The sequence below is a fragment of the Qipengyuania qiaonensis genome, from assembly GCF_019711515.1.
Taxonomy (GTDB): domain Bacteria; phylum Pseudomonadota; class Alphaproteobacteria; order Sphingomonadales; family Sphingomonadaceae; genus Qipengyuania; species Qipengyuania qiaonensis.
The window spans coordinates 44385-59717 of record NZ_JAIGNO010000004.1; the positions used below are offsets into that span (position 1 = coordinate 44385).

Annotated in this window: 13 protein-coding genes; 6 read left to right on the top strand and 7 right to left on the bottom strand. The window is 64.0% G+C overall.

Annotation, left to right across the window (positions count from 1 at the left end):
- Nucleotides 1-20: 20 nt before the first annotated feature.
- The 3 genes from K3174_RS07855 to tsaD are packed head-to-tail and all read right to left on the bottom strand — an operon-like array spanning nt 21 to nt 3537.
- Nucleotides 21-1523 (bottom strand): lipopolysaccharide biosynthesis protein, encoded by a 1503-nt coding sequence (locus K3174_RS07855; RefSeq protein WP_221557716.1) that lies wholly within the window; start codon nt 1521-1523, stop codon nt 21-23.
- The gene (locus tag K3174_RS07860) at nt 1520-2512 is read right to left on the bottom strand and encodes an NAD(P)H-dependent glycerol-3-phosphate dehydrogenase (protein WP_221557717.1); all 993 of its coding nucleotides are present in this window, start codon (nt 2510-2512) and stop codon (nt 1520-1522) included. The genes K3174_RS07855 and K3174_RS07860 overlap by 4 nt, the downstream gene beginning before the upstream one ends.
- Nucleotides 2509-3537, bottom strand: coding sequence for a tRNA (adenosine(37)-N6)-threonylcarbamoyltransferase complex transferase subunit TsaD (gene tsaD / locus K3174_RS07865; protein WP_221557718.1), 1029 nt, complete (start codon nt 3535-3537; stop codon nt 2509-2511). Before tsaD ends, K3174_RS07860 begins: the two co-directional genes overlap by 4 nt.
- Nucleotides 3538-3591: 54 nt before the next feature.
- Between tsaD and hemC the strand changes: the two genes are divergently transcribed.
- The 3 genes from hemC to K3174_RS07880 are packed head-to-tail and all read left to right on the top strand — an operon-like array spanning nt 3592 to nt 6134.
- Entirely contained in the window at nt 3592-4512 is a 921-nt protein-coding gene (gene hemC, locus K3174_RS07870) for a hydroxymethylbilane synthase (RefSeq protein WP_247712008.1), read from the top strand.
- Nucleotides 4509-5195 (top strand): uroporphyrinogen-III synthase, encoded by a 687-nt coding sequence (locus tag K3174_RS07875; protein ID WP_247712009.1) that lies wholly within the window; start codon nt 4509-4511, stop codon nt 5193-5195. The genes hemC and K3174_RS07875 overlap by 4 nt, the downstream gene beginning before the upstream one ends.
- Before the next feature lie 51 nt (nt 5196-5246).
- Nucleotides 5247-6134, top strand: a complete 888-nt coding sequence (locus K3174_RS07880) for a hypothetical protein (RefSeq protein ID WP_221557720.1) — start codon at nt 5247-5249, stop codon at nt 6132-6134.
- Here the strand turns inward: K3174_RS07880 and K3174_RS07885 are convergent.
- A complete protein-coding gene (locus tag K3174_RS07885; protein ID WP_221557721.1) occupies nt 6131-7345 on the bottom strand; it encodes an FAD-dependent monooxygenase in 1215 nt (404 codons plus the stop codon). The two genes, K3174_RS07880 and K3174_RS07885, sit on opposite strands and share 4 nt — an antisense overlap.
- A 25-nt stretch (nt 7346-7370) precedes the next feature.
- On the opposite strand from K3174_RS07885, the gene K3174_RS07890 reads away from it, so the two are divergent.
- Nucleotides 7371-9464: a protein-disulfide reductase DsbD family protein gene (locus K3174_RS07890; RefSeq protein WP_345719605.1), complete on the top strand. Its 2094-nt coding sequence runs from the start codon at nt 7371-7373 to the stop codon at nt 9462-9464.
- Here K3174_RS07890 and K3174_RS07895 read toward each other — a convergent pair.
- From K3174_RS07895 to uvrB, 3 genes are all read right to left on the bottom strand, one after another.
- On the bottom strand, nt 9412-9990 hold the full coding sequence (locus K3174_RS07895; RefSeq protein ID WP_221557722.1) for a hypothetical protein: 579 nt from the start codon (nt 9988-9990) through the stop codon (nt 9412-9414). The genes K3174_RS07890 and K3174_RS07895 overlap by 53 nt on opposite strands.
- Before the next feature lie 54 nt (nt 9991-10044).
- Nucleotides 10045-11508, bottom strand: a complete 1464-nt coding sequence (locus K3174_RS07900; protein WP_425594429.1) for a S10 family peptidase — start codon at nt 11506-11508, stop codon at nt 10045-10047.
- Between the two features lie 119 nt (nt 11509-11627).
- Entirely contained in the window at nt 11628-13823 is a 2196-nt protein-coding gene (gene uvrB / locus K3174_RS07905) for an excinuclease ABC subunit UvrB (protein WP_221557723.1), read from the bottom strand.
- Between the two features lie 97 nt (nt 13824-13920).
- Between uvrB and K3174_RS07910 the strand changes: the two genes are divergently transcribed.
- Both K3174_RS07910 and K3174_RS07915 read left to right on the top strand, forming a co-directional pair.
- Complete coding sequence (locus K3174_RS07910; RefSeq protein ID WP_221557724.1) at nt 13921-14466, top strand: DUF3617 domain-containing protein; 546 nt, start codon at nt 13921-13923, stop codon at nt 14464-14466.
- 37 nt (nt 14467-14503) lie between these two features.
- Entirely contained in the window at nt 14504-15289 is a 786-nt protein-coding gene (locus K3174_RS07915; protein ID WP_345719606.1) for a lipase family alpha/beta hydrolase, read from the top strand.
- Nucleotides 15290-15333 lie beyond the last annotated feature (44 nt).

Genomic DNA, 15333 nt, shown 5'->3' on the forward strand with positions numbered 1-15333 from the left:
CCGCATATGCGACAAACCGGTCAGCTTTGGGCGTCCTCTTCCTTGTCGAGATTGCGCTTGAACAGCACGCGGTCCTCCGGCCCGAAGCCGCGCCGCCAGATGATAACGCCGTAGACGCCGAGTATCGCCGGAATGCCGACAATAAGTTCCGCCCATTCGGGCAATTGCGTTGCCAGCCAGCCGACGAGCACTGCCGGGGCGACCGCCCAGACGAGCGGCCAGCGGAAGGTGTTGATCGTCTGGCCGAGTATCTTCGAGAGGAGCACGGCCTTGACGAGGCTCGCCGTGCCAAGCGCCAGCATCAGGGCGATTGCAGCGGCGGCGGCCTTGAAGGGTTCGCCATAGCCGCCGGCTACCATGACCCTGATCAGCACCACGGTCAGCACCGCTTGCAGAGCGATAGTACCGATCGAGATCCATAGATTGCGGACCCGTGCGACATAGACGAGCACGGCTTCGGAAACGACTGCCGTGGCAGCTACCACCTCCGCCACGAGCAGAAAGGCGAGCGCGCCCGTTCCGCCCACGAATTCCGGCCCGACCAGCCCCATGACCGCTTCGCCCGGGACACCTAGCGCGAGAGCGATCCCCGCCTGCATCGCGACGATCCAGAAGCCGACCTGACAGATCTGGCGGGCGATAGCATCGTAATTCCCGGTCTTGAGGTTCTTGGTGATGACCGGCCCCAAAATCGGCTCAAAGCTGGTTTTCAGCTTCTGCGGCAGGCTCGCGACCTGTTGGGCGATGTAGTAGACGCCGACTGCGGCAGGCGCGGCGAACAGGCCGAGGATGAAAATATCGACACGCCGTGTTCCCCATTCGATGGCGTCGGCGGTTGCCAGCGGTAGTGCGCGTGCGGTCATCTTGCCCATGTAGACCGGGTGCGGACGCCATGCCCTCGGCGGCCCGTAGCTGCGGAAGAAGGACCACAGACCAGTCGCCAGCCCGGCATAGATCGATGCGAGATAGGCCATCGAGAGTCCCGAGTCGCTGACCGACGGCACAAAATAGAACACGCCCGCCATGATCGAGATCGTCCACGGCTCTACCACGGCGCGGGCGCGGACGGTGGTGGCGATATCGTATTTGTAAGCCTGCGCGGCGAGCACGATCTCCGTCAGCGCGTAGGCCGGTATTGCCAGCACGACGAAGCGATCGAGCTCGGTGAACTCTCCACTCGGGAATAGCGGAGCCGGAACCAGCCAGAAAAAGGCCGCGGCGATCCCCGAAAACAATAGCGCCAGCAGCATACCGTCGTAGACGAGGTTTGCCGGATGGCTGTCCTCGCCCTCCGAGAGGCGCTGTGCCAGACCGCGCTTCTCGCCCATGGCGCAGACCAGCGCGACCAGTTCGACCACCACCAGCGCGGAAGCGAAGCGCCCCAGCGCGTCCGGGCCGTAGAGGCGACCCGCGATGAACAGGAACGGCAGTCGCGCGACAAGGCGCAGGAGGAAGCCAAAGAAGTTCTGCCTTCCGCCCTTCGCTAAGGCGGAGAGATCTTCGTCGGGTTTTTCCGCTGTCACTCGGCGCTGCCCTGTTCGGCGCGCAGCGGTCGCGATAGCAGGTCGGAGACGACTTCGCGCGGTCCATTGCCCTTCAGCAGGCCATACACCGCCGTAACGATGGGCATGGCGACACCGTGACGCGCGGCGAGTTCGACCAGCACGGGCGCGGTATGCGCGCCTTCGGCCACGGTGCGACGATCGGCCATCAGTTCTTCGGCTTTCCGCCCTTCGCCGAGCGCCTTGCCGAGCGAGAAATTACGGCTCGAGGTCGAAGAACAGGTGAGGACGAGATCGCCCAGGCCGCACAAGCCGGCCAGCGTCTCGGCCCGCGCGCCCAGCGCCTCGCCGAAACGCAGCATCTCGGCATAGCCGCGCGCAATCAGCGCGGCGCGCGCGTTCTGGCCAAGGCCGAGCCCGTCGACGACCCCGCAGGCAATGGCGAGGACATTCTTGACCGAACCGCCGATCTCGGCACCGGTGACGTCGTCGGAATAATAGGGCCGGAACGTCTGGCGGGCGATGACGGGCGCGATACGATCCCACTGCGCTTCGCCCTGGGCGCAGGCAAGCGTGACGGCGGTGGGCAGGCCGGCCGCAACTTCATGCGCGAAGGTTGGGCCGGACAGGACGGCAATGGCGCTATCCGGCGCGGCCTCTTTCGCCACATCGTTCATCAGCCGCCCGGTGCCCGCTTCGATCCCCTTGGCACACAGCACCAGATCGCGTGGATGGCGCGGCATGGCGCCGAGCACGTTGCCCATATGCTGGGCGGGGGTGACCACCAACAGCGTATCGAGCGCGCCCATTTCGCCAAGATCGCCGGTTGCGCGGATCGATTCGGCCAGCTTCGCCGATGACAGGAACGGCGAATTGGTGTGCTTCGAATTGATCTCGTGCACCAGATCGTCCTCGCGTGCCCAAATCAGGACATTGCGTCCGTCGCTGGCGAGCATCTGGGCCAGCGCGGTACCCCAGGCACCCGCTCCAAGAACCCCAATCCCGGTCATGCTTTCACTCCTGCTCCGCGCACCAGCTCGGCCCTGGGATCGAGCGGCCATCGCGGCCGGGCGGAAATGTCGAGCGGATCGTTCTGGCCCAGCCGTTCAACGCCCGCCCAGGCGATCATTGCGGCATTGTCAGTGCACAGTTTCGGCGGCGGTGCGGCGAAACGCATACCGTGGTCCGCAGCCAATTGCTCGAGCGCTGCGCGCACCGTGGCGTTGGCCGCGACGCCGCCTGCAACCACCAGCGTGTCGACATCGTCCATGCCTGCGAGCGCAATACGCAACCGGTCGGTTACACAATCGACCGCAGCCTGCTGGAAGCTCGCCGCGATATCGGCGATCTCGTATTTTCCGCTCTCGTGCGCGCGCAGAACGGCGCTTTTGAGACCTGCGAAGGAGAAATGAGGTTCGCCGCTACCGACCATGGGGCGGGGCAGGGGAACGGCCTTGGCATTGCCCTCCAGGGCGACCCGCTCGACAGCGGGGCCCCCCGGAAAGCCCAGCCCCAGGATCTTGGCGGTCTTGTCGAAGGCTTCGCCCAGCGCATCGTCGATCGTCGTCGCAAGGCGGCGGTATTCGCCCAGGCCATCGACGCGCAGGATCTGGCAATGCCCACCCGAAACCAGCAGCAGGGCATAGGGGAATGCGATGCTCCCGTCGGCGAGGCGCGGGCTCAGTGCGTGGCCCTCGAGATGGTTGATCGCGATGAGAGGGGTGTCGGTAGCCATGGCCAGCGCCTTGGCACTGACCAGACCGACCATCACCCCGCCGATCAGACCCGGACCTGCCGTGGCCGCGATCGCATCGCAATCGGCAAGTGCGATTCCGGCGTCCGCAAGTACCCCCTCGATCATCGGTGCCAGCCGTTCGGCATGCGCGCGTGCCGCGATTTCCGGCACCACGCCGCCAAAGGGCGCATGCTCCGCATCCTGCGACGCAATTCGTTGCGCGACGATCCGCCGTTCGCTGTCGACCAGCGCGACCGCGGTTTCGTCACAGGAACTTTCTATACCGAGAACCAGTGCCATCCCGCTTCCCCTTAGCGGGATGGCTCGCTAGGGCAAGCGGGCCCTATGCCGGATATGCCCATCCTCCGCCTCGGAACCCGTCGCTCCCCGCTTGCCATGGCGCAGGCGCATGAGGCCCGCGCGCGTCTGTGTGCCGTGCATGGCTGGGACGATTCGGCGGTCGAACTCGTTCCGGTGGTCGCCAGCGGCGACAGGATACTGGACCGCCCATTGGCCGAAATCGGCGGCAAGGCGCTGTGGACACGCGAACTCGACCAGTGGTTGGTCGAAGGGCGTATCGACGCTGCGGTCCATTCGATGAAGGACGTGGAAACGATTCGGCCCGAGGCTATCGCCATCGCGGCTATCCTGCCGCGGGCCGACAAGGCCGATCGGCTGCTGGGCGCGGCATCGATAGCCGATATTCCCGCAGGCGCGCGTGTGGGCACCAGCGCCCCGCGCCGGGCGGCGCAATTGCTCCATTTGCGTCCCGATCTCGAAGTGGTCGGCATCCGGGGCAATGTCGCAACCCGCATGGCGAAACTGGAAGCGGGCGAAGCGGATGCCACTTTCCTTGCCGCCGCAGGGCTCGATCGTCTCGGCGAAGACGGCATCGGCGTTCGCCTCGATCCCGAAGACTGGTTGCCCGCCCCGGCGCAGGCCGCCATCGGCATCGAATGTCGCGGCGACGATGCGCGTGCGCGCGATCTGCTCGGAGCGATCGATCACCGCGAAAGCCATGCCGAGATCGCTGCCGAGCGCCGCCTGCTCGAAGGCCTGGGCGGTTCCTGCAGCAGCCCGATCGCTGCCTTGTCGCGCACCGATGATGGCCGTATTGCATTGACCGCGGCGATTTTCAGTCCCGACGGAAAGATACGCATCGGCGATACAGTGGAATTTTCTGCCGACGACGCCCAGGCGCCGCTCGACCTGGCGCGGGCGCTCCTTGAACGGGCGCCGTCCGAAATCACCGAGCATTTCGGGCACTTGGATTGAAGCCGCTATTCCTTTTTCGCCCGGAACCGGGTTGGTCGGTCACTGCCGAAACGGCGCGCGACATGGGCCTCGACGTGCACGGCGCGCCGCTTTTCACGATCGAACCGGTCGAATGGGAGGCACCCGACCCCACTCGGTTCGATGGCCTGCTGGTGGGCAGCGCAAATGTCTTTCGGCATGGCGGCAAGCAACTGGAGAGGCTCACGAAGCTGCCGGTCCATGCGGTTGGCGAGGCGACCGCCAATGCCGCGCGTCGGGCGGGCTTCCTGCTCGGCCGAACCGGACGGGGAGGGCTGCAGACCCTGCTGGACGAACTGGGCAACCGCGAATTGCGCCTGCTTCGCCTTGCCGGCGAGGATCGCGTGATTCTGCGCCTGCCGGAATCGGTCGAGGTCGAGACGCGGATACTCTACAGAGCGGTTCCGGAGGGCCTGCCGGACGACAGTATCGCGCTGCTGCGCTCTGGCGCCGTCGTCGCATTGCACTCCGGCGCTTCGGCAGAGCGGGTGAAGGTCGAATTCGAACGCCATGAACTCGACCGCTCGCTTGTGGACCTCGCGGTGATCGGAGCGCGCGTTGCAGAAATGGCGGGCGATGGCTGGCGATCCATCCACATCGCAGACGCCCCCGGAGACAGCGAGCTACTGGCCTTGGCGCAAGCTTTGTGCCAAACCGAGCAATAATACGGTTGGGGTCCCCGTTAGCGGGACGACGGGGTCGCGGAACGGAAGTAGATGATCGAATACACCAGCACCCGGCGTAAGGGACCATCGGCGAGGCCGGTCCTGATGGCTGTGCTTGCGAGTTTCCTGCTTGGCGGTGCAGTCGCCGGCTATGCCGTATATTCGATGGCCGACCGGACGCCGGCTCCGCCGGACGAAGCTGAGACGGAGCCGCAAACGCTCGCCAGCCCGACGTCCGCTCCGACACCCACGCCCAGCGCAACCGCCAGCCGGACTGCGCGCGAGGCAGTGGCGCGAGTTGCCGAGCAGCAGGGCGGGATCGATACGCGCCTCGCGGCAGCCGAACAGCGCCTCGCCCGGCTCGATCTGCAGGCGCAGGCGGCGGCGGGCAATACGGCGCGCGCCGAAGGGCTGTTGATTGCCTTCGCGACCCGCCGCGCGCTCGAGAAGGGAGCGGAACTCGGCTACCTGTCCGATCAGCTGCGATTGCGCTTTGGCGATGCGATGCCCAATGCGGTCGACACGATCATCCGCACCAGCCGCGATCCCATCACGCTGGACCAGTTGATTGCACGGCTCGAAGGGCTCTCCCCACGGCTTGCCGCTCCGAGCAGTCAGACCGGTTTCGCGCGGTTCAGCGAGGAGATGTCGCAGTTATTCGTGGTACGTCGCGAAAGTGCGCCGTCGCCGCAACCCCAGCGTCGTCTTGAACGCGCCCGCCTGTTCCTGGAAAGCGGCCGGACCGACTCCGCGATCGCCGAAGTTCGCAACCTGCCCGGCGCGAGCAGCGCCGAAGGCTGGATCCGGGATGCCGAGCGCTATGCCGCCGTCCAGCGGGCGCTCGATCTGATCGAAACCGCCGCCGTACTAGAACCGCGCCGTTTGCGTGACGGGGTGGGTAACCGGATCGAACAGCCAAGCCCGGCGGAAGAAAGCTAGGCTTTCAACAGCTCCGGCAAGTCGCCCGAGATCCCGCGTGCTTCGTCCATGAAGAAGCGCTTCAGCCAGCCGGAACGCTGAATGCCAGCCATGCCCAACCGGCGTACCGCACTTGCCGTTTTGCCGGGGATACCGAAGAGGCGGGTCAGGCTGTCGGTCGCACCCATCACCATCAGCCCATCGAGTGCCCGCCATTTCTCGTATTTCGCGAGTACCTGCGCATCGCCGAGGTCGAGGCCCAGCCGACCCGCTTCGTCCAGCACTTCCACCAATGCACCGACATCGCGCAGACCGAGATTGAGTCCTTGTCCCGCAATCGGATGCATACCATGCGCGCTGTCCCCCACCAGGGCGAGGCGGTGTTCGACGATCTTGGCCGTGTGCTGGAAGCTGAGCGGGTAGGACGATCGCGCGCTGTTCAGCGTCAATTCGCCCAGAAGATCGCCCATGCGCTTGTAGACTTCGGCAAGGAAGGCACGGTCGGACAGTTTGAGGACACCTGCCGCATCCTTCTCGTCCACCGTCCAGACAAGTGCGCTGCGATACTGCCCGTCGGGTCCGTCGAGCATCGGCAGCAGCGCAAAGGGACCGTCGGGATAGAAGATTTCCCAGGCCACATTTTCATGCGGTTTGCTGTGATCGAGCCCCGCGATCATCGCGCGATGGCTGTAGTCCCAGCTGGCCATCTTGAAGCCGGCTTCTTCACGACTGGGCGATCCGCGACCCTCGGCACCGACCATCAGCGCAGCTTCAAGCACGCGACCATCGCCAAGCGTGGCCGAAACACCGAATTCGCCGCGCTCGCGCGCAACAACCTCGACCGGTGCATGCCATTCGATCAGCGGCTCTTCTGCGGCAGCCTGGTGCAATGCAAGACGCAGTTGGCGGTTGGCGAACATGCGGCCCAGCGTGCCTTCATGCGGTTCGGGACGGAAATCGAGCCGACCGCGCTTCATCTGATCGAGCACGGCGATCGCAGCAATGTCGCATCCGTGCGGCTCAAGCACTTTTTCCAGCCCGACATGGCGGAACAGCCGCCAACTTGCTGTCGAAATGGCCGAGGCACGACCATCGAAGCCCTCTGCGGTCAGGTTCGCCGGATCGGCACGGTCGAGGAGGTGGCTCGACAGGCCTTTTTTGGCCGCGGCCAGCGCCAGAGTCATACCCACCAGGCCGCCGCCCAGGATCAGCAGGTCTCGCTTGTCTGTCATAGGGCTAACCCCTAGATCGACCTACGTGATCGAAGCAAGAATATTGGAACGGCTCGCTGCATTGCTGGTGTTGCTGGCAGTGGCGTTTGCCGGGCCGGTTTCTGCGCAGGGGTTGGGCGACGACCGCATTCCTGTCGAACTGGTGGCGGAGAGTGCGCCGCAACCGGGCGAAACCTGGTTGGTAGCGTTGCATTTTACCCCGTCATCGCCGGAATGGCATGGTTATTGGTCCAATCCCGGCGATGCCGGCTTGGGGATGCAACTCGAATGGCAATTGCCCGATGGTTGGCAGCCGGGCGAACCTCTCTATCCGTTGCCGCGCCGCTTGGTCATCGGCGGGCTGATGAATCATATCTATGAAGGGGATTACGCGGTTCTCGTCCCCATATCGGTGCCGGAAGGCGCGGCGGTGGCCAATATCGCACCCATCGGTGTTACGGCCGATTATCTTGCGTGCACCGACAAGATCTGCGTTCCCCAGCAGGCGCGGCTCACGCTCGATCCCTCGCGGGTCGGGAGCAATCCGCAATTCAGTGCATGGCTGGCCGACGCCGTCCCGCAGCTAGACAGCGACGCAAGGTTTGAGCTTACGCGGACGCATCTCCGGGTCGGCATCCCGATACCGGCCGAAACCCCACTGGGCGATGTGCATTTCTTCCTCGGCACACCCGAATTGGGCGGAGGCGACACGCCCAACTACACGGGCGCGCAAACCTTCCGCCGGCAGGGAAACCTGCTTGTCGCCGAAATGCCGATCGACCAGATTGCCGTCCCCCCCGGGGTCGAACTGACTGCCGAACCCCGCCCGGGGACAATCGAGGGCATTCTCGATCTGGGCGAGGGGCGCGGCGTGCGGCTAACGGCGCGGCCGGGCGACGTGCCGCTCGAAGGCGTCGAACCTTTCCGCGGCAATGCCGAGCCGGTGTTGTGGCAATTGCTTCTGGCCGCGCTGGCGGGCGGTTTGCTGCTCAATATCATGCCCTGCGTGTTCCCCATACTCAGCCTCAAGGCGTTGGCGCTGGCCAAGGCGGGTGGCGACGAGCGCACGGCACGGCGCGATGCGCTGGCCTACACCGCGGGCGTCGTCGTCGCCTGTGCTGCGCTGGGGTCGACGATCCTTCTATTGCGGTCCGCAGGCGAGCAGATCGGCTGGGCTTTCCAACTGCAGGAGCCCGCAGTACTCGTCAGCCTGTTCCTGCTGGCGCTCGCAATCACCGCGAATTTTCTCGGTCTCTTTCAGGTTCCCGGAATGGCCGTCGCAGGCGGGGCCCCTTCCCGGAGCGGGTCATTTTCGACCGGACTGCTGGCCGCATTCGTCGCCACACCCTGCACGGGCCCCTTCATGGCGGTCGCTTTGGGCGCGGCGCTGGTGATCGAACCCGTAAGCGGGCTGCTCGTATTCATGGCGCTCGGCGTGGGACTGGCACTACCGTTTCTGCTGGTGGGCTTCATTCCATCAATTCGCCGCCGTCTGCCCAGGCCCGGCGTCTGGATGGAGACTTTTCGTCGCTGGATGGCGCTGCCCATGGGACTGACCGCTCTGGCACTCGCCTGGCTGATCTGGCGGATCGGCGGCGCCGAATATCTGGCGCTGGTGCTTGCGCTCGGCGCATTTGCGCTGGGCGGACTGGCCCTCGTCGGTCTTTTCCAGAGGAGGACGCGCACCGGCACTCTGGTCATCTTCGCCGCATTGGTCGCAGTATTGGGCCTCGGCACCGCTTTGCTTCCGCGGCCCGAGGTGCAGGCAGCGGGCGAGGCCGAAAGCTTGCTAGACCCCATCGATTACAGCGAAGCCGCGCTGGCCGAGGCGCGGCGATCGGGACGTCCGGTGTTCGTCTGGTTTACCGCCGACTGGTGTGTGACCTGCAAGGTCAATGAAGGCGTGGCGATCGAACGCGAAGCGACGCGACAGGCATTCGAGGACGCGAATGTGATCGCCATGCGCGGTGACTGGACGCAGCGCGACGAGGAAATCTCGCGCATGCTCACCCAGCAGGGGGCAGCCGGCGTACCGCTCTATCTGTGGTACGCCCCCGGCGGCGAAGCCGAGCAGTTGCCGCAAGTGCTCACGCCGGATCTGCTGGTGGAGAAGGCTCGGGCATCGGCTCGTCCGGAGTAAGCGGTTCCGCAAGATCGCGGCAGCGCTCGACCAGTTCGCCCGGCAGGGCGCTCGAGTTCAGCACAAGGCTGCCTGCGCCCGGCACGGTCGCCTCCACCTCGCGACTTCCCGTCAACACGTCGAGACGTGAATCGTTCACCTCGACAGCCCCCTCCCAGCGCCAGACGTTGCCGACCTGTGCGGCATCGATCTTGAGCCGCGACACGTGCCCATTGCCGATCAATGCCAGTATCGCCTTGGAATGGGCATCTGCCCTTGCAAACCGGGTATAGCCGAGCATCGGCTCGGAACCGTCGCTGAGGCATTCGATGGCGAAGAGTGGGCGATCGCCGGGCTTGCCATATAGCAGCCGCGCACCTTCCCCGGCAGGAGCCCAGATTGCGTCTTCGGTGTCGGGCGAATCGATGGGTTCGGACGGTCCCCGAGCGGGCTCGTCGATGCGCGCGCGCTCCACATAGTCGTCCGACGCAGGCGGCTTGCAGGCGACCAGGATCGCCAGAGGTAAGAGGGCGAGTGTGCGACTCATCCGTGGGCTATGACACAGGCGTGACGGCATTCAAGCTGCCGACCAAGGCTATCCTCAACGACCGCGGATGAACTCGCGAATATCGCGCGAAAGCTTGGCCCGGTCCTCGTCGCGAACATACATCATGTGACCGGCGTCGTAGTAGTGGAATTCGACGCGGTCCTGGGGGATGCCGGTTCGTTTCAGCGAATACTCCGCGCCGAAGAACGGTGTGGCGAAATCATAATAGCCTTGTGCGTTGAACAGGCGCAGTTGCGAATTCTGCCGCATCGCCTGGCCGATGAAGGGCGCGACGTTGAGATAGGCATTGCGGCCCGATCCGCTGCCGAGGGACCATTGCCAATTGCGACCGGGATCGCTTCCGATGGACTGATATTCGCGCGTGGTTTCGAAGCCCAGCGTCTCGCGCGCCCAGCTATTGATCGCAGCAGTATAGCCCGCATCGATACCGTAAAAGCTGGGATCGTTGTCCGGCGTTTCACCGGCATTGTCGAAATCGCGCCCCGTATAGCGGGAATCGAGCCGGCCGATCGTCAGGCCGCGGTCGCGCAGCAATTCCTTGTAGAATCGCTGATCGGTGACGCGCAGATCGGCATTGTCGAGATATTGTTCGGACAGGCCGGTAAGTCGCGAGAGTTCCGCTCTGACGGCGGCACGCTCCGCATCGGGCAGATCTTGTCCTTTCAGCAGTGCGGTGGCGAAGGGCCCGATGGCAAACCGGCGTGCTTCCTCGGCAATCGCCTCGACCGAAGGGGCCTGAACCTTGCCGTGATAATAGGCCGCGGCGGCCATGTTGGGCAGCGTCACGACATAGGCCATCTCGTTGCCCGGCGTCGGCTCGCGCCCGGCAAAGTCGAGAATGGTCGAGATCAGGATCAGGCCGTTGAGGCCGACATCGTTATAGGTTTCGCCCTCCAGCTTGCGGGCGACCATGGCGGTGCGCGTGGTGCCGTAACTCTCGCCGCCCAGATATTTGGGGCTGTTCCAGCGGCCATTGTCGTTGAGCCACAGGCGGATGACCTTCGCGACCGCCTCCGCATCGGGCTCTAGCCCGTAATACTTCTTCGGATCGGTGCCGTCGGTCAGGTAGCTGAAGCCGGTGCCGGGCGGATCGATGAAGACCAGATCGGCAACGTCGAGCAGGCTGTCAGGGTTGTCCAGCAGCGGGTAGGGCGGCGCGCCGTCATCGCGGGCGTCGGAAGGGATGGCGACCCGCTTGGGCCCGAACGCCCCCATCTGCAGCCAGACCGAGCCGGAACCCGGCCCGCCGTTGAAGAGAAAGAATACCGGGCGCGAGCTATCCCGCGGCTGCTTCACATAGCCGGTGGTGACGATGACCGCTTCGGGTTTGCCGTCATCGGACTTCAACACCGTCTCGCCAATCGTCGCACGATAGGAGATGCGCTGCCCGCCGAACGTGCCTGTCATATCTCGCGTGCGAATTTGCGGTTCGACTGAGACCGGTTTTTCGGCCTTTGTCTCTTCGGCGTTCTGGGCAGTGGCGGAATACGGCACCATCGAAATGGCACCGGCAGCCAACATACTGGCGAGAATGCGGTCGTATTGCACGATGTTCAGTCCCCTTTGCGGCACGTCTATGACCACCGGGACCGATGCAGGTCAAATACGCCCGTCGATCAGGGTTTGCCGCCCATCCGCTTGTACCGCGTCTTGCCGTAGCGCGTCTTGCGTGTGCCCGGCTTTCCGGCGTCGCTGCGACCGACCTTCGGCGCCTTCTTCTCGTCATCCCCCAGACCGAGTTCGTCATTCTCCAGCCGCCGGATTTCGTCGCGCAAGCGGCCGGCTTCCTCGAATTCTAGGTCGGCGGCGGCGGCACGCATGCGTTTTTCCAAGTCCTCGATATAGGCGCGCAGGTTGTGGCCGACGAGGTTGTTACGCTCGTCGTCGCCCGTTTCGACGGTGACGCCGTCCTGTGCGGCGGTATGCGCAACGATATCCGCGATCTGGCGCTTGATCGTCTGCGGCGTGATGCCGTGTGCTTCGTTGTATTCGCGCTGTTTTTCGCGGCGTCGTTCGGTTTCCGCCATGGCCCGTTCCATGCTGCCGGTTATGCGGTCGGCATAGAGGATCACACGCCCGTCGACATTGCGCGCAGCGCGGCCAATTGTTTGAATTAACGAAGTTTCGGAGCGCAGAAAGCCTTCCTTATCCGCATCCAGAATGCAAACTAGACCACATTCGGGAATGTCGAGACCTTCGCGCAAAAGGTTTATACCAACCAAGACGTCGTACACACCAAGGCGCAAATCGCGGATCAGTTCGATACGCTCCAGCGTCTCCACATCGGAGTGCATGTAACGCACCCTGACGCCCGCTTCGTGCATGAATTCGGTGAGGTCTTCCGCCATGCGCTTGGTCAGCGTGGTGACGAGCGTGCGGTAGCCGAGCTTCGCGGTCTTCTTGCATTCTTCGATGCAGTCCTGGACCTGATCCTCGACCGGCTTGATCTCCACCGGCGGGTCGATGAGCCCGGTGGGCCGGATGACCTGTTCGGCGAAGACGCCGCCGGTCTGTTCCATTTCCCAGCCGCCGGGTGTGGCACTGACGGCGAATGTCTGCGGGCGCATCGCGTCCCATTCGTTGAAGCGCAACGGCCGGTTATCGATGCAGCTCGGCAGGCGGAAGCCGTATTCGGCCAGCGTGATCTTGCGGCGGTGGTCCCCACGCGCCATCGCACCGATCTGCGGCACTGTCTGGTGGCTCTCGTCGACGAACAGAAGCGCGTTTTCGGGCAGGTATTCGAACAGCGTCGGCGGTGGCTCGCCCGGCAGGCGGCCGGTCAGGAAGCGGCTGTAGTTCTCGATTCCCGCGCAGCTGCCAGTGGCGGCAATCATCTCTAGGTCAAAATTGGTGCGCTGCTCGAGCCGTTGCGCTTCGAGCAGGCGGCCTTCCTCGTGCAGTTCCTTCAGCCGCTCCTGCAGCTCGAACTTGATCGCCTCGCTGGCCTGTTTCATCGTCGGGCCGGGCGTGACGTAGTGCGAATTGGCGTAGACCCGCACCTTGTCGAGGCTCGCGCCCTTCTTTCCGGTGAGCGGGTCGAACTCGCTAATTTCTTCGATCTCGTCGCCGAAAAAGCCGATCCGCCAGGCCATGTCCTCGTAGTGGCTGGGGAAGATCTCCAGATTGTCGCCCCGCACGCGGAAGTTGCCGCGCGCGAAGGCTGCATCATTGCGCTTGTATTGCAGGGCGACGAGCTTGCGGATCAGCTCGCGCTGGTCGACCTGGGTGTCCTTCTTGATGTCGAAAATCATCGCCGAATAGGTTTCGACCGAGCCGATGCCGTAGAGGCAGGACACCGATGCGACGATGATCACGTCGTCGCGTTCGAGCAGGGCGCGGGTCGCCGAATGGCGCATCCGGTCGATCGCCTCGTTCACCGAGCTTTCCTTCTCGATATAGGTGTCCGACCGGGGCACGTAGGCTTCGGGCTGGTAGTAGTCGTAATAGCTGACGAAATATTCGACGGCATTCTCGGGGAAGAAGCTCTTGAACTCGCCATAAAGCTGCGCGGCGAGGATCTTGTTCGGCGCGAGGATCAGGGCGGGGCGCTGCAATTCCTCGATCACCTTGGCCATGGTGAAGGTCTTGCCCGATCCCGTTACGCCAAGCAGGACCTGAGTTTGTTCGCCGTCCTTCGCCGCACCCGTCAACTCGGCGATGGCAGTCGGCTGGTCGCCGCTTGGCGTGTATTCGCTGACCAGCTTGAAAGCCTTGCCACCCATCGACTTTTCGGGGCGGGCGGGTTTGTGGGGGACGAATTCGCCGGTTGTATCGGGTTCCTCGAGGCCGCGGCGGATGACGAGTTCGCTCATGGGCGCACATATGGAGAACATCGTGCCCGGGTGCAACGGTGCTTGCCACCGGCGCTTCGGCTGCTAGCTTCGCGCCAGCAACCGGGGAGATTGTTTCATGTACCGTATCGCGATTGCCGCTGTCGCCAGCTTCACCCTCGCTGCCTGTGGCGGTAACAGCGCCGATGCCGACGGGGACGGCGAAATCACGATGGAAGAAGCGGCGGCGAAATCGGCGGACATGGTCAGGCCGCAGCCCGGGCAGTATCGTACGACGGTCGAATTCGTGGATGTTTCGATGCCCGACGCACCGCAACAGGTGCAGGACATGATGCGCGGCATGTTCGATCGGGGGCCGCAAACCCACGAATACTGCCTCACCAAGGAAGAAGCCGACAAGGGCTTCGAGGAAATGGCCCGGCAGGCGCAGGATAACAGCTCCGACTGCACCTTCGAGAAGTTCGACGCGGCCGGTGGGCGGATCGATGCGATCATGAATTGCAACGCCGCTGGACAGGGGGCCGCGCGCATGACTATGACCGGCACGGCTTCCGAAACCGCGTCCGAGATGACCATGACCATGGATGCGGAAGGCCCCAACGGTCAGACGATGAAAATGACGATGAAGAGCTCGCAGGAACGCATCGGCGATTGCGACGCTTGAATGACGGAATAAAATTCGGGAGCCGTTAATCTCCCTCGTGCATTATTACGCAGTGATGGCAACGTTACCGTTTAAAGACACTGGATTCGTAAACCGCGAGGAGCTGGCGCGTCGTTGGGCGCTGGCTGCAGAACCGCGCCCCGACGATGCGCGCGGTCCGCGCTGGCAATTGATGCTGCGCGAATTTCTCTGGCCGCTCGAACCGCTGCGCCGTCTGGTCGGTCGTCCGCTCGCGGTTGTCGCTGCGCAATCGCCAAAGACGGTCATGTTGCTGCCCGGCTTCGGCGCGCATCCGATTCGCATGCGCTGGATGGCACGCAAGCTGGAAAAGGCGGGGCACATCACCAAGAAATGGGGGCTCGGCTATAATTTCGGGGCGACCGAAACGCGCTTCCGCAAAGTCGAACGCCGCCTGGTAGACATCTATCGCCGCACGGGCACGCCGATCCATCTGGTCGGCTGGAGCCTCGGTGGGGTGATGGCGCGCGAACTGGCCAAGGCGCATCCGGACAAGGTTGCGAAGGTCGTCACCATGGGCTCGCCATTTTCCGGAAGCCCACGCGCCAATAATGGCTGGCGTGCCTATCAGGCGATCGCCGGTCACCGCGTGGACGAGCCGGAAATCGATACGATCATCCATGAAAAGCCGCCGGTCGAAACGGTTGCTTTCTGGAGCCCGCGCGACGGGATCGTGCATCCCCGTGCCGCATGCGGCAAACCGGGCGAACGCGACCGCACGAGAGCTCTTCGCTGTTCCCATATGGGTTTCGTTCTGACTTACGAGGCGGTCGAAGCGGTATTGGGGGAACTTGACAGCGATTGAAACTTTGTTTCTCTGAAGGAGGACTTCTTGTTCTCGCATTGCCG

Excerpts from the sequence above, each read along its gene's own strand:
- uvrB (WP_221557723.1), bottom strand. The coding sequence starts at position 13,823 with ATGAGCGAACTCGTCATCCGCCGCGGCCTCGAGGAACCCGATACAACC.
- K3174_RS07860 (WP_221557717.1), bottom strand. The coding sequence starts at position 2,512 with ATGACCGGGATTGGGGTTCTTGGAGCGGGTGCCTGGGGTACCGCGCTG.
- K3174_RS07885 (WP_221557721.1), bottom strand. The coding sequence starts at position 7,345 with ATGACAGACAAGCGAGACCTGCTGATCCTGGGCGGCGGCCTGGTGGGT.
- K3174_RS07895 (WP_221557722.1), bottom strand. The coding sequence starts at position 9,990 with ATGAGTCGCACACTCGCCCTCTTACCTCTGGCGATCCTGGTCGCCTGC.
- K3174_RS07910 (WP_221557724.1), top strand. The coding sequence starts at position 13,921 with ATGTACCGTATCGCGATTGCCGCTGTCGCCAGCTTCACCCTCGCTGCC.
- hemC (WP_247712008.1), top strand. The coding sequence starts at position 3,592 with ATGCCCATCCTCCGCCTCGGAACCCGTCGCTCCCCGCTTGCCATGGCG.
- K3174_RS07880 (WP_221557720.1), top strand. The coding sequence starts at position 5,247 with ATGATCGAATACACCAGCACCCGGCGTAAGGGACCATCGGCGAGGCCG.
- tsaD (WP_221557718.1), bottom strand. The coding sequence starts at position 3,537 with ATGGCACTGGTTCTCGGTATAGAAAGTTCCTGTGACGAAACCGCGGTC.
- K3174_RS07900 (WP_425594429.1), bottom strand. The coding sequence starts at position 11,508 with ATGGTGCCGTATTCCGCCACTGCCCAGAACGCCGAAGAGACAAAGGCC.